Below are 14499 nucleotides of genomic sequence, written 5' to 3'. Positions count from 1 at the left end.
AAAGATTGAATTCCTGGGCTCGTACTGCCACGTGCATGTGGCCTCGCCCGCGCTGCAGCCGCACAAGCTCACGGTGTACCTGTCGCTGAATTTCCTGTCCGAGCAGTCGATGGTGGTGGGCTCCACGCTCAAACTGCGCCTGCTGCCCGAGCGGCTCAAGGTGTTCTAGATGATGGCTCCCCCCCGAAGCGCCTTCGGCGCCTCCCCCTCAAGGGGGCGCCACCAGCGGCCCGGCAGAGCCGGTTCCGCGGTGGCCCTGGAATTGTGGCCCGGCTGATGCCGCTCAAGGCACTCGGCAGGGTGGACTACCTGCCCACCTACGCGGCGATGCAGGACTTCACCGCCTCCCGCACCGCCGACACTCCGGACGAGCTGTGGCTGTGCGAACACCCGCCGGTTTACACGCAGGGGCTGGCGGGCAAGGCCGACCATGTGCTGAACCCGGGCAGCATCCCGGTGGTGCAGACCAACCGCGGCGGGCAGGTCACTTACCACGGCCCCGGTCAGGTGGTGGGCTACCCGCTGATGGACCTGAAGCGGGCTGGCTACTACGTCAAGGAATACGTCTACCGTATCGAGGAAGCCGTGATCCGGACGCTGGCGCACTTCGGCGTGACCGGGCACCGCGTGGCCGGCTCACCCGGCATTTATGTGCGGCTGGACGACCCGTATTCGCATGCGGCGCTGACGGGCCCGGCCCATCCGGCCGACCCGTTCCGGGGCCTCGGCAAGATCGCCGCCCTGGGCATCAAGGTGAGCCGGCATTGCACTTATCACGGCGTGGCGCTGAATGTGGCGATGGACCTGGAGCCATTTGCGCGCATCAACCCGTGTGGCTATGCGGGCCTGAAAACCATCGACCTTCGTACAATCGGCGTATCTGTCGCGTGGCCCGAGGCCGCCGACCTGCTGGGGCAGAAGCTCACACGCTATCTCGCACCCTGATTTTTTCCGTTCGGGCTGAGTCTGTCGAAGCCCCCGTGTCACCAGTGACCCACGGACCAGAACGGCTCACCCAGTCCTTAGACAGGCTCAGGACGAACGGTATGGACCCAAGCATGAGCACCCAAGACGTCGTCCGCGAAGCGCAAAGTCAGGAAACCTACAACCCGCTGGCCAAGCAGAAGGCGGCGGCCAAGCTGTCGCGCATTCCGGTCAAGGTCGAGCAGGCCGAGGTGCTGAAAAAGCCCGACTGGATCCGCGTGAAGGCTGGCAGCCCGACCACGCGCTTCTACGAGATCAAGCAGATCCTGCGCGAGAAAAAGCTCAACACGGTGTGCGAGGAAGCCAGCTGCCCCAACATCGGCGAATGCTTTGGCAAGGGCACGGCCACCTTCATGATCATGGGCGACAAGTGCACGCGCCGCTGCCCCTTCTGCGACGTCGGTCATGGTCGCCCAGACCCGCTGGATGTGAACGAGCCGCTGAACCTGGCCAAAACCATTGCTGCACTCAAGCTCAAGTACGTGGTGATCACCAGCGTGGACCGCGACGATCTGCGCGATGGCGGCAGTGGGCATTTTGTGGAATGCATCCAGAAAATCCGCGAGCTCTCGCCCGCCACCACCATCGAGATTCTGGTGCCCGACTTCCGTGGCCGCGATGACCGCGCGCTCGAAATCCTGAAGGCTGCACCACCCGATGTGATGAACCACAACCTGGAAACTGCGCCGCGCCTGTACAAGGAGGCGCGCCCGGGCAGCGACTACGCTTTCAGCCTCAACCTGCTGAAGAAATTCAAGGCGCTGCATCCCGACGTGCCAACCAAGAGCGGCATCATGGTGGGCCTGGGTGAAACCGACGAGGAAATCCTGCAGGTGATGCGCGACATGCGCGCGCACAACATCGACATGCTGACCATCGGCCAGTACCTTGCGCCTTCCACCAGCCACCTGCCGGTGCGGCGCTATGTGCACCCCGACACCTTCAAGATGTTTGAAGCGGAAGCCTACAAGATGGGCTTCACCCACGCCGCTGTGGGCGCCATGGTGCGCTCCAGCTATCACGCGGACCAGCAGGCACATGCCGCCGGTGTTGCCGACAAGGCAGACGCCGCCGCGCTCTGACATGAACATGGCGCCGGGCCTGCTGTCGCTGCGCCACTACGGCGCCTCGCACGGCAGCCATGCGCACAGCCACTTTCAGGTGCTGCTGGGGCTGGAAGGCCTGCTGGATCTGGAGATTGAAGGCCGGGGCCAACGGATTGCCGCTGGCGACGGCTGCGTGATTCCCCCCGGCGAGCGACACGATTTTGAATCCCGTTCCGGCAGTCGTTGCCTGGTGCTCGACACCGCCGATGCAGGGTGGCAGTACCATGCCCATCGGCCCATGCACAACGCACACGCGTCATCCCTGGCGCGCTACCTTGATCTGGCGCTGCAACGCGGCAGCCCCGCCGCTCAGCAGTGGGGTGCGCCCCTGTTGCTGGAGGCCTGGGGTGCTGAAGGGAATCAGCGCTTGCCGCACCCACCCAAGCGCCCTCAGCGGCCCATCGACTGGCGGCAGCTGACCGCCTGGGCCCGGCAGCATCTGCATGAGCCGCTCACGGTGGCGCAACTGGCGCAGCAGGTGTATCTCAGCCCCACGCAGTTCGCCAGCCGCTGCCGCAGTGAAACCGGGCTCAGCGTGATGCAGTGGGTTCGCGCGCAGCGGCTGTCACTGGCCACGCATCTGCGCCAGCGCGGCCACAGCGTCGCCGACACCGCCTTGCAATGCGGCTACCTGTCGCCTTCTGCACTGACGGCGGCGATGCGGAAGCAGCGGAACGCCGTCACGCCCTCCAAGAACGCTCCATAAGAACGTTCAATAAGCAAGTTCAATAGCGGTACGGGTTGTTGGGCTGGCGGTCGTAGCGGTTACGCACGCCATCGCCATCCCGGTCGCGGCGATGGGTCGGATACACCGCCTGGTTGTCGCCGTAGCCGTGACCCTGCCCCTGATACTGCACATGCCCGGCCACATGGCCTACGGGGTACACCGCGCAGCCCGACAGACCAATCACGCCGACAAGCGCGATCAACAGAAGGGGACGTTTGTTTATCTTGATCATCAGAGTCTCCAATACCGCGTGTTGGCAGAACAGGCCGACAGGCCTTCGCACCCAGACGCATCACTGGCTGCTTGAAGTGGATTGGGCTCTGTGCGCGTCGCGCTCCCGTGTCGGCCATGTAGCCAGACGGTGAAGCTGGTCGCAAGTTGTATTTCTGCCTCTGTTTCTGCCTCTGTTTCTGTAATTAACGCCAGCCCTTTTCCGACACACCGTCGTTACGCGACGATTCGCCGTGCGTGGCCGACGACGGGGCTACGCGGCGGCGCGTATGCTCTGCGCTCATGTCTGCCAAGCCCTCCGCCAATTTTTCAGCCAATCTTCATGCCCTTGGGGCCATCTTCCTGTGGGCCAGCCTGGCGGCGCTTGGCGTGGCGCTGCAGCATGTGCCGCCGTTTCTGCTAACGGGTGTTGCGCTGCTGATCGGTAGCCTGCTGGCGCTGCCCGCCGTGCTGCGCAACCCACAGGTGTGGAGGATTCCCGCCAGCACCCTGCTGATGGGCGTGTACGGCCTGTTTGGCTTTCACTTTCTGCTCTTCATTGCGCTGCGGCATGCACCAGCGGTGGAGGCCAATCTGGTCAACTATCTGTGGCCCCTGCTGATCGTGGTGATGGCGCCGCTGTTCCTGCCAGGCCTTCGCCTGCGCGCAGTACATGTGCTGGCCGCGCTGCTGGGGTTTGGCGGCGCAGCCGTCGCCATTCTGGGTTCGCGCAGCGGTGACAGCGCAGCCGGCGGCTGGTACTGGGGCTACCTGCCCGCGATGGCCTCGGCCTTCATCTGGTCCAGCTACTCGCTGATGACCCGGCGCGTCGCCGCATTTCCCACCACCGCCATCGGCTTGTTCGGGCTGGTGTCGGGCCTGCTTTCGCTGCTGTGCCACGCGCTGATGGAGCCCGCCACCGCACTGTCAGCCCAGGACATGGGGCTTCTCGCAGTGATGGGCCTGGGCCCGCTCGGCGCGGCGTTCTTCCTGTGGGACAAGGCGCTCAAGCTCGGTGATGCGCGGCAGATCGGCATCCTGAGTTATCTCACACCGCTGGGCTCCACGGCCTTGCTGATGGTGGTCAGCGGCCGCAGCTTCAGCTGGAGCATCGGACTGGCCGCGTTGATGATTGTGGGTGCCGCCGTGTTGGGTACCCTCTCGAAATCGCCTGACTGAGGGCAGGTCAGCCCCCTCGCTCAGTGCTGCTGCAGCAGCGCAGCCGGGTCTTCGCTGGCCAGCACCTCGGCAGCCCACGGCGCGAGCTTGGACGCATCGGCCCGCAGGATCTGCTGCTTCACCGTCAATATCTGCGAGGGGTGCATGGAGAAGCTGCGCAGACCCAGCCCCAGCAGCAGGCGCGTCATGGTGACGTCACCCGCCATCTCGCCGCACACGCTGACACCCTTGCCCTGCGCATTGCACTCGGCGATGGTGTCGGCAATCAGCCGCAGCACCGCCGGGTGGCACGGGTTGTAGAGGTGCGAAACCGACTCGTCGGCACGGTCAATCGCCAGCGTGTACTGGATCAGGTCATTGGTGCCGATGGACAGGAAATCGAAATACCGCAGGAACAGCTTGAGCGTGAGCGCCGCGGCCGGAATCTCGATCATCGCGCCCAGTTTCACCGGCCCGTACGCAATGCCCTTGTTGTCGAGCAGCGCGCGGGCACGGTCGATCAGTGCCATGGTCTGGCGAATCTCGGTGCCGTGCGCCAGCATCGGCACCAGCAGGTTCACCGGCCCGTGCACCGCCGCGCGCAGGATGGCGCGCAGCTGCGTGAGAAACATCGGCGGGTCGGCCAGGCTCCAGCGGATGGCGCGCAGGCCCAGTGCCGGGTTGAGGTGGGTTTCCTGCGTCTTGCTGGCGTGGCGGTCCAGCGGCTTGTCGGCCCCGATGTCCACCGTGCGGATAGTGACCGGCAGCCCCTGCATGCCTTCGATGGCCTGGCGGTAGGCGTGGTACTGCTCTTCCTCGTCGGGCAGTTTGCCGCTGCGGCCCATGAACAGGAACTCGCTGCGGAACAGACCGACACCGACCGCCCCGGCGCGGACGGCACCGGCCGTGTCGTCGGGCATCTCGATGTTGGCCAGCAGCTCCACACGTGCGCCGTCGAGCGTGATGGCCGGCGTGTTCCTGAGCCGGTTCAGTCGCTGGCGTTCCAGTTCGCCCTGGCGCTGCTTGAAGCCGTATTCGGCCAGGATGATGGGCGACGGGTCGACGATCAGCACACCGGCATCGCCGTCGATGATGACCCAGTCGTCCTGCTGGATCAGCTGGCTCGCGCTGCGCGCGCCAACGACCGCCGGAATGTCCATGCTGCGCGCCACGATGGCGGTGTGGGAGGTGCGCCCGCCCACATCGGTGGCAAAGCCGGCAAACAGGCTCTGCTTGAACTGCATCATGTCGGCAGGCGAGATGTCGTGGGCGATCAGCACCAGCGGCACGTCGGTGGTGTCGTCGAGCAGCAAATCCTGCTGCGAGGCCTTCCGGCCCGCGCCTGCCTGTTCCACCGGCTGCACTGGCGAGGCCATGCCCTTCATGTGGCGAAGAATGCGCTCGACCACCTGCTCCAGATCCGCCTTGCGTTCGCGCAGGTACTCGTCCTCCATGTCGTCGAACTGCCGGGCGATGACCTCATACTGGGTGGTAAGCGCCCATTCGGCGTTGTAGTGCCGCTCGGTGATCCAGTGCTTCACGCCGCTGATGAGCTGCTCGTCCTGCAGCAGCATCAGGTGCACATCAAGCAGCGCGGCCAGCTCGTGCGGCGCATCCTTGGGCAGGTCCTGCTGGACCCGCGTGATTTCATCGAACACCGCATTGCGCGCCGCACGCACCCGGGCGATTTCTTCATCGGTCTTGTCTGCCTCGACAAAGTAGTGCGCCACATCGGCCCGACTCGACGCCACCAGCACCGCCCGGCCAATCGCAATCCCCCGCGAGACCGCCAGGCCATGCACTGAAAAGGTCATGCGGTCCCCTCGGGGGGCAGCGCATTACACGGAGGCGAAGTGAAAAGCGTGGAGGTCACTTATTCACCTTCTCCGAACTTGTCGGCAATGAGGGCCAGGATGGCATCCATCGCCACCTGCTCGTCCACGCCGTTGGTTTCCACTTCAACCACGCTGCCCATGCCGGCGGCCAGCATCATCACGCCCATGATGCTCTTGGCATTGACGCGGCGCTCGCCCTTGCTCATCCACACCTCGCACTGAAAGCTGCCGGCGAGTTTGGTGAGTTTGGCCGAGGCCCGTGCGTGCAGGCCCAGCTTATTGCTGATGTTGGTGGTGGTCTTGATCATGGGTTCGACGTATCTGGTTCTGGGGTGCCGTGATGGCCACCTGGATCACGCCCTGGGTCGCGCCGATCAGCGCGCGCGCCACCAGCGCGTCGAGGGACTCATGCCGGTAAGACACAGTGCGCAGCAGCATGGGCAGGTTGATCCCGGTGATCAGTTTGGAATTGACGCCATCGACCAGCTTCTGCGCCACATTGCAGGGTGTGGCGCCAAACACGTCCACCAGCACCAGCACCTTGGAGGTGCCCAGCTGCGACATGATGATGCGGGCCTGCGCCAGGGTTTCTTCTGGCGGCATGTTGGGCTGCACGTCCAGCGCGGCGATGCCGGGCGCATTGTCCGGGAACACATGCAGCACGCACTGGCGAAGCGCCGATGCCAGAGGCGCATGGGCGATGATGAAAATGCCGTTCATTGCGACTGATTATCCTTGTCGCCGTACAGGAAGTACCCGTATGAGGCGAGACAACAACACAAAAACACCCCCATGGCGGCCTGAAACGACGCCACGGTCCCCAAGCCTGCTGCGGCGAAGGCATCGATCAGCAGGCCAATGCCCCATTGCACGACGAAGATGCCGCCGAAGATCATCAGGTTGTAGCCCGACAGGGCCCGACCGGCCAGTGCCGGCGGAAAGGCCATGCCCACCGCCGGTTGCGCCAACCCGAGCACACTGCACGCCACGCAGAACAACGCCCAACCCAGCCAGCCGGTGGACGCGCCGCCGGCAATGTTGATCGCCAGCGCCACCAGACTGAGGGGCACACCCCAGGTCATCAACCGGTTGGCCGTCCAGCCCCGGGCGGCGAGCGAGGGGTTGGCCATGCCCCAGGCCCAGAAGGTCACCAGCATGAAGGCGTTGATATAGAACAGGCCGGTGGCGGCTTCGAGCGGGGTGTAGCCGCTCACCTTCACCATCCACGGGCCGGCCCAGAGCGTCTGGATGGCAACCAGACCGCCATAGTTGAAGAAGGCCAGCGGCGACATACGGCGAAAGTAAGGGCTGCGCCAGATGGCCGCATAGCCCGCGGGCTCGGCAGGCTGCTGACCGACAGCTGCCTCGGCCGCCACCGCATCGGCCCGCCAGGTCGGCACCCACACGGCCAGCGCCACCATGGCCAGCAAAATCATGGCCGCGAGAATCCAGAACAGGGGCCGCCAGCCGGTCAACGGCATCAGCCACTGCACCGGCAGTGTCGAGGCCAGCATGCCCAGCGAGCCGGTCATCAGCATCCACGAATTGGCACGCAGCACCGCGCCGGGCTCATACCAGCGGCGAAATCCGGTCAGCGGCGCCATCAGGCAAGCGCTGACACCCATGCCGACCAGCACACGCGACGCCAGCAAGCCGCTGAACCCGGTGGACACTGAAAAAGCCAAACAGCCAATCACCGACACCGACAGAAAGCACAGGATCACCCGCTTCGGTCCATAGCGGTCCAGCCAGGTGCCCAGCGGCAACTGCATGGCCGCAAAGCCGAGGAAGTAACCCCCGGCCAGCAAGCCCAGGTCGCGCGCCTGCAGCGAAAACTCCTGCGTCAGGACCGGCGACAGTGTGGCGGTGATGGCGCGCACCAGCGCCGAACAGAAGTAAGCCGCCGCAAACGCGGCAAACACCGCCACTGCCGCGCGGGTATCGAGCCGGCCGGGCTCGGTCATGGGGGTTGCGTCACCGCTCAAGGCCAGACCCCTATTCAAAGCGAAGACTGGAGAAGAAGGTTTCGGCAGCCTCTGCATTGACCTTGTCGGCGTACATCACCACCTGAAACACCTGGGCGCCATCGGCAAAGTACGCCGCCTGGCCTTGTACCGTCGCACCGTCGGGGCGCTTGCCCTGCGCGCTGACCAGCACGGCCTGCGCCGGCGCATTGACGCCGGACACGCGCAAGACGGTCGTGCGACTGGAGCCGGGCGCTGCCTTCATGTTGGCCAGTGTGGCCGCCTGCCACTGCGTCAGCACCTCGGCGGCACCTGCGGCGTTGGGCAGCGTGGCCACGGCGACGGCAAATGTGGCGTCGCCGGCATCGCAGCCCTGCATCGACAGCGTGGTGGCCTGTCCGCCCAGCGGCACCTGTTTCTGCGCCTTGTCAGGTTTGCAGGGCAGCAGCAGCGCGAGCCGGGTGGCGTCGGGCCGCACCTCGCGCCAATTGAAAGCCGGACTGCAGCCGCCCACCGCGAGCAGCAGGCAAAGGACGGCTGGCAGGGCCGGCATGGCCGTAACGCGGGAACTCATCAGCATGGCTGTGACTTTACAGGCAATCGTGCGCTGCTTTGGGGCTGCGCCAGCGCCTGCCGCTGCATCAACGCACCGTTTTAATGCGCTCGAATTCGTCGGGTCCGCACCAATCTGGGCACGATGCTTGCTAAACCAGAGCATGTTTGAGGACATCGCCCTGCCCGACCCCCCTGCCCCGCACCCCAAGCGTGCGTCGCCGGCGATGCGCGGGAATCCGGTCCACCTGCCGGGCGCCGGGCAAATCATCTGGCGCGACCGGCTGTCGCAGCTGCTGGAATCCACTGGCGAGGGGATTTTCGGTATCGACATGGATGGCTGCTGCACCTTCATCAACCGCGCAGGCGCCGAGCAACTGGGCTTCGCACCCGACGAAGTGCTGGGCCGCAACATGCACGAGCTGGCGCACCACAGCCATGCCGACGGCGCGCATTACCCCGAACACCTGTGCCCGATCTTCAATGCCTTCCGCATGGCCCTGCCCTGCCGCATTGACACCGAGCTGTTCTGGCGCCGCGACGGCACCTCGTTCGCGGTGGAGTATTCGTCCTACCCCATCGTGGAAGACGGCATCGTGCAGGGGGCGGTGGTCACCTTTGTGGACATCTCCGCCCGCCGCCGCGCCGAAGAGGCCCTGCGCCAGGCGCATGCGGTGCTGGAGCAGCGCGTCAGCGAACGCACCCAGGCGCTGTCGGAAGCGCTGCAGCAGTTGCGCGAACTCTCGGCCTACACCCACACGGTGCGCGAGGAAGAGCGCACCCGCATCGCCCGCGAGGTGCACGACGAACTCGGCAGCCTGCTGGTGGCGCTGAAGATGGACGTCGGCTGGCTCGACAAACGCCTCAGCGAGCAGCCGCAGCGCGAGCCCGACGATGCACAGGCCATGCGAGACCGCATGCGCGGCAAGTGCCAGAACATGGGCCGCCTGATTGAAGCGGCGGTCGACAACGTGGGCCGCATCATCACCGATCTGCGCCCCAGCATCCTGGACCACCAGGGTCTGTGGGCGGCGCTGGAGTGGCAGGCCCATGAGTTTGTGCAGTCGGCCGAACTGGCGCTCGACTGGCAGATGGATGTGGCGCATGCCGCACCGCTGCCCGAGGCCTCGGCGATTGCCATCTTCCGCATCTTTCAGGAGATGCTCAGCAACATCGGCCGCCACGCCGAAGCCAGCGCGGTGGCGATTGCGATCCGCGCCACGGCAGACGCTATCAGCATCACGGTGAAGGACAACGGCAAGGGCGCCGAGCCCAGCGCCTTTGAAGCCGCCAATGCCTACGGCGTCATGGGCATGCGCGAGCGGGCGCGCCACCTCGGCGGCAGCCTGGCGATTTCCAGCGAGGTGGGTCGCGGCGCGACCTTTCACCTGCGCATTGAGCTGCCAGCTGATCCAGTCACACGGGCCACGAACACACCATGAGCACGGTCCGCATCCTGATTGGCGACGACCACCGCATCGTGCGCGAGGGCCTGAAGCAGGTGCTGGCCGACGCGCCGGAAATCGACGTTGTGGCCGAGGCTGAAACCGGCCCCGAGATTCTGGAGAAAGTCGAGGCGCTGGGCGGCAGCACCGGCCCCACCGCACTGAACGCCGTGCTGCTCGACATCGCCCTGCCCGACCGCGATGGACTCGATGTGCTGCAGGCGCTGAAGGCGCGCTGGCCTGACCTGCCGGTGCTGATGCTCAGCACCTACCCGGAAAAACAGTACGCGGTGCGCTGCATCAAGCTGGGCGCCGCCGGTTACCTGAACAAAAGCGCCAACCCGGACGACATGATTGCTGCCGTGCGCAAGGTGGCTTCTGGCGGGCGCTATGTGTCGGCAGTAGCCGCCGAGGCGCTGGCCAGCGCTGTTGGCAACAGCGCCGCCCGCAGCGGCACCGAGGCGCTGTCGCACCGCGAGCACCAGGTCTTCCGTTTGCTGACAGCCGGCAAGTCAGTGGGCGAAATTGGTGCACAACTCCATCTGGCGGCCAACACCGTCAGCACCTACCGCGCCCGCATCCTGGAAAAAACCGGCACGCGCAACGACGTGGAACTGGCGCTGTATGCCGAACGCCACGGCCAGACGGGCGGCTAACCAGCAACTGAGCCACTTCCCGGCGCCGATTTGTAGGGCCAGCACTACACGCGCTCAAAAACCGCACCGCGTTCTTGAAAAAGCGCAGCTGAACCCGGCATTCAGGCCCGCCCCTTGCATAGAGGCAAGCATCCGTTTGTCAATTTGCCTGAAAAGGGGAACCGCGATGTCCAACCGTTTTGATGCCTACGATGCCGACCGTCCATTGATGCTGCGCTGCGCCTGCGGTGAAGACCACGCGCCAGACCAGCACGATGCCGCCATGTCCAGCGCACAGGACATGTCAGACAACTTCATGGAAGCGGCGATGATCAAGGCGCTGTTCCCGGTCGACGCGGTGCGCCGCGGTTTCCTGAAGGCGGTGGGCGCCAACACCGCCCGCGCGGCGATTGCCTCGGTGCTGCCGCTCGGCGCACTGCAGGCCATGGCCCAGGACAAGGGCCCGCTGGAGAAGAAGGACCTCAAGCTCGGCTTCATCGCCATCACCTGCGCCAGCCCGCTGATCATGGCCGACCCGCTGGGCCTCTACAAGAAAGAAGGCCTGAACGTCCAACTCAACAAGACCGCCGGCTGGGCCCTGATCCGCGACAAGATGATCAACAAGGAGCATGACGCGTCGCACTTCCTGTCGCCGATGCCGCTGGCCATGAGCATGGGCCTGGGCAGCAACCAGGTCAACATGAATGTGGCCAGCATCCAGAACACCAACGGCCAGGCCATCACGCTGCATGTGAAGCACAAGAACAACCGCGACCCGAAGAACTGGAAAGGCTTCAAGTTCGCGATTCCGTTCGAGTACAGCATGCACAACTTCCTGTTGCGCTACTACCTGGCCGAGAACGGCATCAACCCCGACACCGATGTGCAGCTGCGCGTGGTGCCGCCGCCAGAGATGGTGGCCAACCTGCGTGCCGGCAACATCGACGGCTTCCTTGGCCCCGATCCCTTCAACCAGCGCGCGGTGTACGACGAGGTAGGCTTCATCCACATCCTGTCCAAGGAAATCTGGGACGGCCATCCCTGCTGCGCTTTCGGTGTGAGCGACGATTTCATCAAGCAGAACCCGAACAGCTTCGCTGCGCTGTACCGCGCGGTGTTGAGTGCCTCCTTCATCGCCAGCCAACCGAAAGACCGCGAGCTGATCGCCAAGCTGATTGCACCGACGCAGTACCTGAACCAGCCCGAAGCGGTGCTGCAGCAGGTGCTGACCGGCAAGTTTGCCGACGGCCTGGGCAACATCAAGAACGTGCCAGACCGCGCCAACTTCGACCCGGTGCCATGGCAGAGCATGGCGGTGTGGATGCTGACGCAGATGAAGCGCTGGGGCTACATCAAGGGCGACGTCAACTACCGGCAGATCGCCGAGAAGGTGTTCCTGCTGACCGACGCCAAGAAGCAGATGACCATCGCCGGCTTCAAGGCACCCGAGGGCGCCTACAAGAAGTACTTCATCATGGGCAAGGAGTTCGACCCCGCGAAAGCCGATCAGTACGCCAAGAGTTTCCCCATCAACAAGATCGCCTGAGCGGTCGGAAACGTATTGACATGCTGAAGTCACTGAACCTCAAGGCGGGCCTGGTCTCGCTGCTGATCTTCTTCACCTTTCTGGGCATCTGGTACGCCGCCACGGTGACGCCTGCGGGCACCCCTGCAGCGTCTGTGGCCGGCATGACCGCCGAGCAGATCGAATACCAGAAGATGATGGGCAAAGACCCCGGCAGCACCAAGACCACGGGCTTCCCGACCCTGGGGCAGATGGGCGAGGCGATCTGGAAACAGGTCTCCAACCCGGTCTATGACAACGGCCCGAACGACAAGGGCATCCTGATCCAGTTGAGCCATTCACTGGCGCGAGTGGGTCTGGGTTTCCTGCTGGCTGCGCTGGTGGCGATTCCGCTGGGCTTTGTGATCGGCATGTCGCCGCTGCTACGGCGCGCATTCGACCCTTTCATCCAGGTGCTCAAGCCGATCTCGCCGCTGGCGTGGATGCCGCTGGCGCTTTACACCATCAAGGACTCGTCGATCTCCGGCATCTTCGTGATCTTCATCTGCTCGGTCTGGCCGATGCTGATCAACACCGCCTTCGGCGTGGCCTCGGTCAAGCGCGAATGGCTCAATGTGGCCAGCACGCTGGAAGTGAACCCGCTGCGCCGCGCGTTTCTGGTGATCCTGCCGGCAGCCGCACCGACCATCCTGACGGGCATGCGCATCTCCATGGGCATCGCCTGGCTGGTGATCGTGGCCGCCGAGATGCTGGTGGGCGGCACGGGCATCGGCTACTTTGTCTGGAACGAGTGGAACAACCTCTCGCTCACCAACGTGATCTTCGCCATCCTGGTGATCGGCATCGTCGGCATGCTGCTTGACCTCGCGTTCGCCCAGTTCCAGAAATGGGTGACCTATGTGGAGTGACTCTTCTGTCCGCAGCGAACAGCCGGTGACGCCGCTGGGCCCACTGCTTGAAACCCCCTCCCCCACGAAAGAACGAAGCATGCAGGGATTCCTCAAGATCGAAGCGCTGAGCAAGGCCTTTGTCGCCGACAAGCCGGTGTTTGCCAATGTGTCGTTCACCATCGACAAGGGCGAGTTTGTCTGCATCATCGGCCACTCGGGCTGCGGCAAGACCACCATCCTGAATGTGCTGGCCGGGCTGGACACGGCAACCAGCGGCCACGTCTTCATGGACAACCGCGAGATCGCCGGCCCCAGCCTGGAGCGCGGCGTGGTGTTCCAGAGCCACGCGCTGATGCCCTGGCTAACCGTACGCAAAAACATCGCCTTTGCCGTCAACTCGCGCTGGCCCGACTGGAAGGCGCCCGAAGTCAACGCGCATGTCGAGAAGTTTGTGGCGATGGTCGGCCTGAGCGCGGCCATCGACAAGAAACCATCGCAGCTCTCCGGCGGCATGAAGCAGCGCGTGGGCATTGCCCGTGCGTTTGCCATCCAGCCCAAGATGCTGTTGCTGGACGAGCCCTTCGGTGCACTCGACGCCCTCACCCGCGGCACCATCCAGGACGAGCTGATGAGCATCGTGCGCGAGACGCACCAGACCGTCTTCATGATCACGCACGACGTGGACGAAGCCATCCTGCTGGCCGACCGCATTCTGCTGATGAGCAATGGCACCGAGAACGCCAACGGCTACGCGCCTGGCGGCATTGCCGAAGAAGTGGTCAACCCGCTGCCGCGCGAACGCACCCGCGCCGCGCTGCATCACCTGCCCGGCTACTACGACCTGCGCAACCACATCGTCGATTTCCTTGTGACACGCGCCCGCGCGCACTGAAGTCACTTTCCTCTCCGTTTCCCTTTTTCCTTTTCCGTTTTTCCCATACCTATACAGGAGCACCCACGCCATGAACCGCAACGACGTCACCGAAAAAATCATCACTGTCAAAGTTTCCAAAGGCCTGACCTGGGACTCTGTGGCCAAGAAAGTGGGCCTGAGCAAGGAGTGGGTCACCGCCGGCTGCCTCGGCCAGATGACGTTCGACGACAAGCAGGCCAAAATCATCGGCAAGATTTTTGGCCTCACCGCCGAAGAGCAGAAGTGGCTGCAGGTCGTGCCGTACAAGGGCTCGCTGCCGACGCAGGTGCCGACCGATCCGCTGATCTACCGCTGGTACGAAATCGTCAGCGTGTACGGCACCACTATCAAGGAACTGATCCACGAAGAGTTCGGCGACGGCATCATGAGCGCCATCGATTTCAGCATGGACATCGTTCGCCAGCCCGACCCGAAAGGCGACCGCGTGAACGTGGTGCTGTCCGGCAAGTTTCTGCCGTACAAGACTTACTGATCCGCTGCGCGGCGCTTCATCCCGCTGGCACTGGCAGCAGCCCCTTGCGGCACCGGCAACGG

General features: G+C 64.4%; 16 protein-coding genes. 10 read left to right on the top strand and 6 right to left on the bottom strand.

The window, feature by feature from the left end; all coding sequences use genetic code 11:
* Positions 1 to 276 precede the first annotated feature (276 nt).
* The 3 genes from lipB (at position 277) to AAG793_RS16485 (ending at position 2796) form a co-directional block, all read left to right on the top strand.
* Positions 277 to 945, top strand: a complete 669-nt coding sequence (gene lipB / locus AAG793_RS16495) for a lipoyl(octanoyl) transferase LipB (protein WP_341910152.1) — start codon at positions 277 to 279, stop codon at positions 943 to 945.
* 113 nt (positions 946 to 1058) lie between these two features.
* Positions 1059 to 2066, top strand: a complete 1008-nt coding sequence (gene lipA, locus AAG793_RS16490) for a lipoyl synthase (RefSeq protein ID WP_341910149.1) — start codon at positions 1059 to 1061, stop codon at positions 2064 to 2066.
* Between the two features lies 1 nt (position 2067).
* The gene (locus tag AAG793_RS16485) at positions 2068 to 2796 is read left to right on the top strand and encodes an AraC family transcriptional regulator (RefSeq protein ID WP_341910147.1); all 729 of its coding nucleotides are present in this window, start codon (positions 2068 to 2070) and stop codon (positions 2794 to 2796) included.
* A 19-nt stretch (positions 2797 to 2815) separates the two neighbouring features.
* Here the strand turns inward: AAG793_RS16485 and AAG793_RS16480 are convergent, their stop codons facing one another.
* Entirely contained in the window at positions 2816 to 3049 is a 234-nt protein-coding gene (locus tag AAG793_RS16480; protein ID WP_341910145.1) for a hypothetical protein, read from the bottom strand.
* Positions 3050 to 3330: 281 nt separating this feature from the next.
* On the opposite strand from AAG793_RS16480, the gene AAG793_RS16475 reads away from it, so the two are divergent.
* Positions 3331 to 4206: a DMT family transporter gene (locus AAG793_RS16475; RefSeq protein WP_341910143.1), complete on the top strand. Its 876-nt coding sequence runs from the start codon at positions 3331 to 3333 to the stop codon at positions 4204 to 4206.
* 20 nt (positions 4207 to 4226) lie between these two features.
* Here AAG793_RS16475 and ptsP read toward each other — a convergent pair whose 3' ends face one another.
* From ptsP to AAG793_RS16450, 5 genes are read right to left on the bottom strand one after another with little or no spacing between them, the layout of a single operon-like run.
* Entirely contained in the window at positions 4227 to 5999 is a 1773-nt protein-coding gene (gene ptsP / locus AAG793_RS16470) for a phosphoenolpyruvate--protein phosphotransferase (RefSeq protein WP_341910141.1), read from the bottom strand.
* A gap of 59 nt (positions 6000 to 6058) precedes the next feature.
* Positions 6059 to 6328 (bottom strand): HPr family phosphocarrier protein, encoded by a 270-nt coding sequence (locus tag AAG793_RS16465; protein ID WP_341910139.1) that lies wholly within the window; start codon positions 6326 to 6328, stop codon positions 6059 to 6061.
* Positions 6297 to 6740 (bottom strand): PTS fructose transporter subunit IIA, encoded by a 444-nt coding sequence (locus tag AAG793_RS16460; protein ID WP_341910137.1) that lies wholly within the window; start codon positions 6738 to 6740, stop codon positions 6297 to 6299. Before AAG793_RS16460 ends, AAG793_RS16465 begins: the two co-directional genes overlap by 32 nt.
* Complete coding sequence (locus tag AAG793_RS16455; protein ID WP_341910135.1) at positions 6737 to 7984, bottom strand: MFS transporter; 1248 nt, start codon at positions 7982 to 7984, stop codon at positions 6737 to 6739. Before AAG793_RS16455 ends, AAG793_RS16460 begins: the two co-directional genes overlap by 4 nt.
* A 31-nt stretch (positions 7985 to 8015) precedes the next feature.
* A complete protein-coding gene (locus AAG793_RS16450) occupies positions 8016 to 8564 on the bottom strand; it encodes a hypothetical protein (RefSeq protein WP_341910133.1) in 549 nt (182 codons plus the stop codon).
* A gap of 199 nt (positions 8565 to 8763) precedes the next feature.
* Between AAG793_RS16450 and AAG793_RS16445 the strand changes: the two genes are divergently transcribed.
* The 6 genes from AAG793_RS16445 (at position 8764) to cynS (ending at position 14437) form a co-directional block, all read left to right on the top strand.
* Positions 8764 to 9978 (top strand): PAS domain-containing sensor histidine kinase, encoded by a 1215-nt coding sequence (locus AAG793_RS16445; RefSeq protein ID WP_341910156.1) that lies wholly within the window; start codon positions 8764 to 8766, stop codon positions 9976 to 9978.
* On the top strand, positions 9975 to 10637 hold the full coding sequence (locus AAG793_RS16440; protein ID WP_341910131.1) for a response regulator transcription factor: 663 nt from the start codon (positions 9975 to 9977) through the stop codon (positions 10635 to 10637). The genes AAG793_RS16445 and AAG793_RS16440 overlap by 4 nt, the downstream gene beginning before the upstream one ends.
* A 166-nt stretch (positions 10638 to 10803) precedes the next feature.
* Positions 10804 to 12162, top strand: coding sequence for a CmpA/NrtA family ABC transporter substrate-binding protein (locus AAG793_RS16435; protein ID WP_341910129.1), 1359 nt, complete (start codon positions 10804 to 10806; stop codon positions 12160 to 12162).
* Between the two features lie 20 nt (positions 12163 to 12182).
* Complete coding sequence (gene ntrB, locus AAG793_RS16430) at positions 12183 to 13049, top strand: nitrate ABC transporter permease (protein ID WP_341910127.1); 867 nt, start codon at positions 12183 to 12185, stop codon at positions 13047 to 13049.
* A 79-nt stretch (positions 13050 to 13128) separates the two neighbouring features.
* The gene (locus AAG793_RS16425) at positions 13129 to 13923 is read left to right on the top strand and encodes an ABC transporter ATP-binding protein (RefSeq protein WP_341910125.1); all 795 of its coding nucleotides are present in this window, start codon (positions 13129 to 13131) and stop codon (positions 13921 to 13923) included.
* Positions 13924 to 13993: 70 nt separating this feature from the next.
* Complete coding sequence (gene cynS, locus AAG793_RS16420; RefSeq protein WP_341910124.1) at positions 13994 to 14437, top strand: cyanase; 444 nt, start codon at positions 13994 to 13996, stop codon at positions 14435 to 14437.
* The last annotated feature ends 62 nt before the right edge of the window (positions 14438 to 14499 follow it).

The sequence above is a fragment of the Polaromonas sp. YR568 genome (assembly GCF_943372955.1).
Lineage (GTDB): Bacteria > Pseudomonadota > Gammaproteobacteria > Burkholderiales > Burkholderiaceae_C > Polaromonas.
This window is presented reverse-complemented; position numbering and strand designations above follow the sequence as displayed.

Excerpts from the sequence above, each read along its gene's own strand:
- ptsP (WP_341910141.1), bottom strand. The coding sequence starts at position 5,999 with ATGACCTTTTCAGTGCATGGCCTGGCGGTCTCGCGGGGGATTGCGATT.
- cynS (WP_341910124.1), top strand. The coding sequence starts at position 13,994 with ATGAACCGCAACGACGTCACCGAAAAAATCATCACTGTCAAAGTTTCC.
- AAG793_RS16440 (WP_341910131.1), top strand. The coding sequence starts at position 9,975 with ATGAGCACGGTCCGCATCCTGATTGGCGACGACCACCGCATCGTGCGC.
- AAG793_RS16450 (WP_341910133.1), bottom strand. The coding sequence starts at position 8,564 with ATGCTGATGAGTTCCCGCGTTACGGCCATGCCGGCCCTGCCAGCCGTC.
- lipB (WP_341910152.1), top strand. The coding sequence starts at position 277 with ATGCCGCTCAAGGCACTCGGCAGGGTGGACTACCTGCCCACCTACGCG.
- AAG793_RS16445 (WP_341910156.1), top strand. The coding sequence starts at position 8,764 with ATGCGCGGGAATCCGGTCCACCTGCCGGGCGCCGGGCAAATCATCTGG.
- lipA (WP_341910149.1), top strand. The coding sequence starts at position 1,059 with ATGAGCACCCAAGACGTCGTCCGCGAAGCGCAAAGTCAGGAAACCTAC.
- AAG793_RS16480 (WP_341910145.1), bottom strand. The coding sequence starts at position 3,049 with ATGATCAAGATAAACAAACGTCCCCTTCTGTTGATCGCGCTTGTCGGC.
- AAG793_RS16465 (WP_341910139.1), bottom strand. The coding sequence starts at position 6,328 with ATGATCAAGACCACCACCAACATCAGCAATAAGCTGGGCCTGCACGCA.
- AAG793_RS16425 (WP_341910125.1), top strand. The coding sequence starts at position 13,129 with ATGCAGGGATTCCTCAAGATCGAAGCGCTGAGCAAGGCCTTTGTCGCC.
- AAG793_RS16475 (WP_341910143.1), top strand. The coding sequence starts at position 3,331 with ATGTCTGCCAAGCCCTCCGCCAATTTTTCAGCCAATCTTCATGCCCTT.
- AAG793_RS16460 (WP_341910137.1), bottom strand. The coding sequence starts at position 6,740 with ATGAACGGCATTTTCATCATCGCCCATGCGCCTCTGGCATCGGCGCTT.
- AAG793_RS16485 (WP_341910147.1), top strand. The coding sequence starts at position 2,068 with ATGAACATGGCGCCGGGCCTGCTGTCGCTGCGCCACTACGGCGCCTCG.
- ntrB (WP_341910127.1), top strand. The coding sequence starts at position 12,183 with ATGCTGAAGTCACTGAACCTCAAGGCGGGCCTGGTCTCGCTGCTGATC.
- AAG793_RS16435 (WP_341910129.1), top strand. The coding sequence starts at position 10,804 with ATGTCCAACCGTTTTGATGCCTACGATGCCGACCGTCCATTGATGCTG.
- AAG793_RS16455 (WP_341910135.1), bottom strand. The coding sequence starts at position 7,984 with ATGACCGAGCCCGGCCGGCTCGATACCCGCGCGGCAGTGGCGGTGTTT.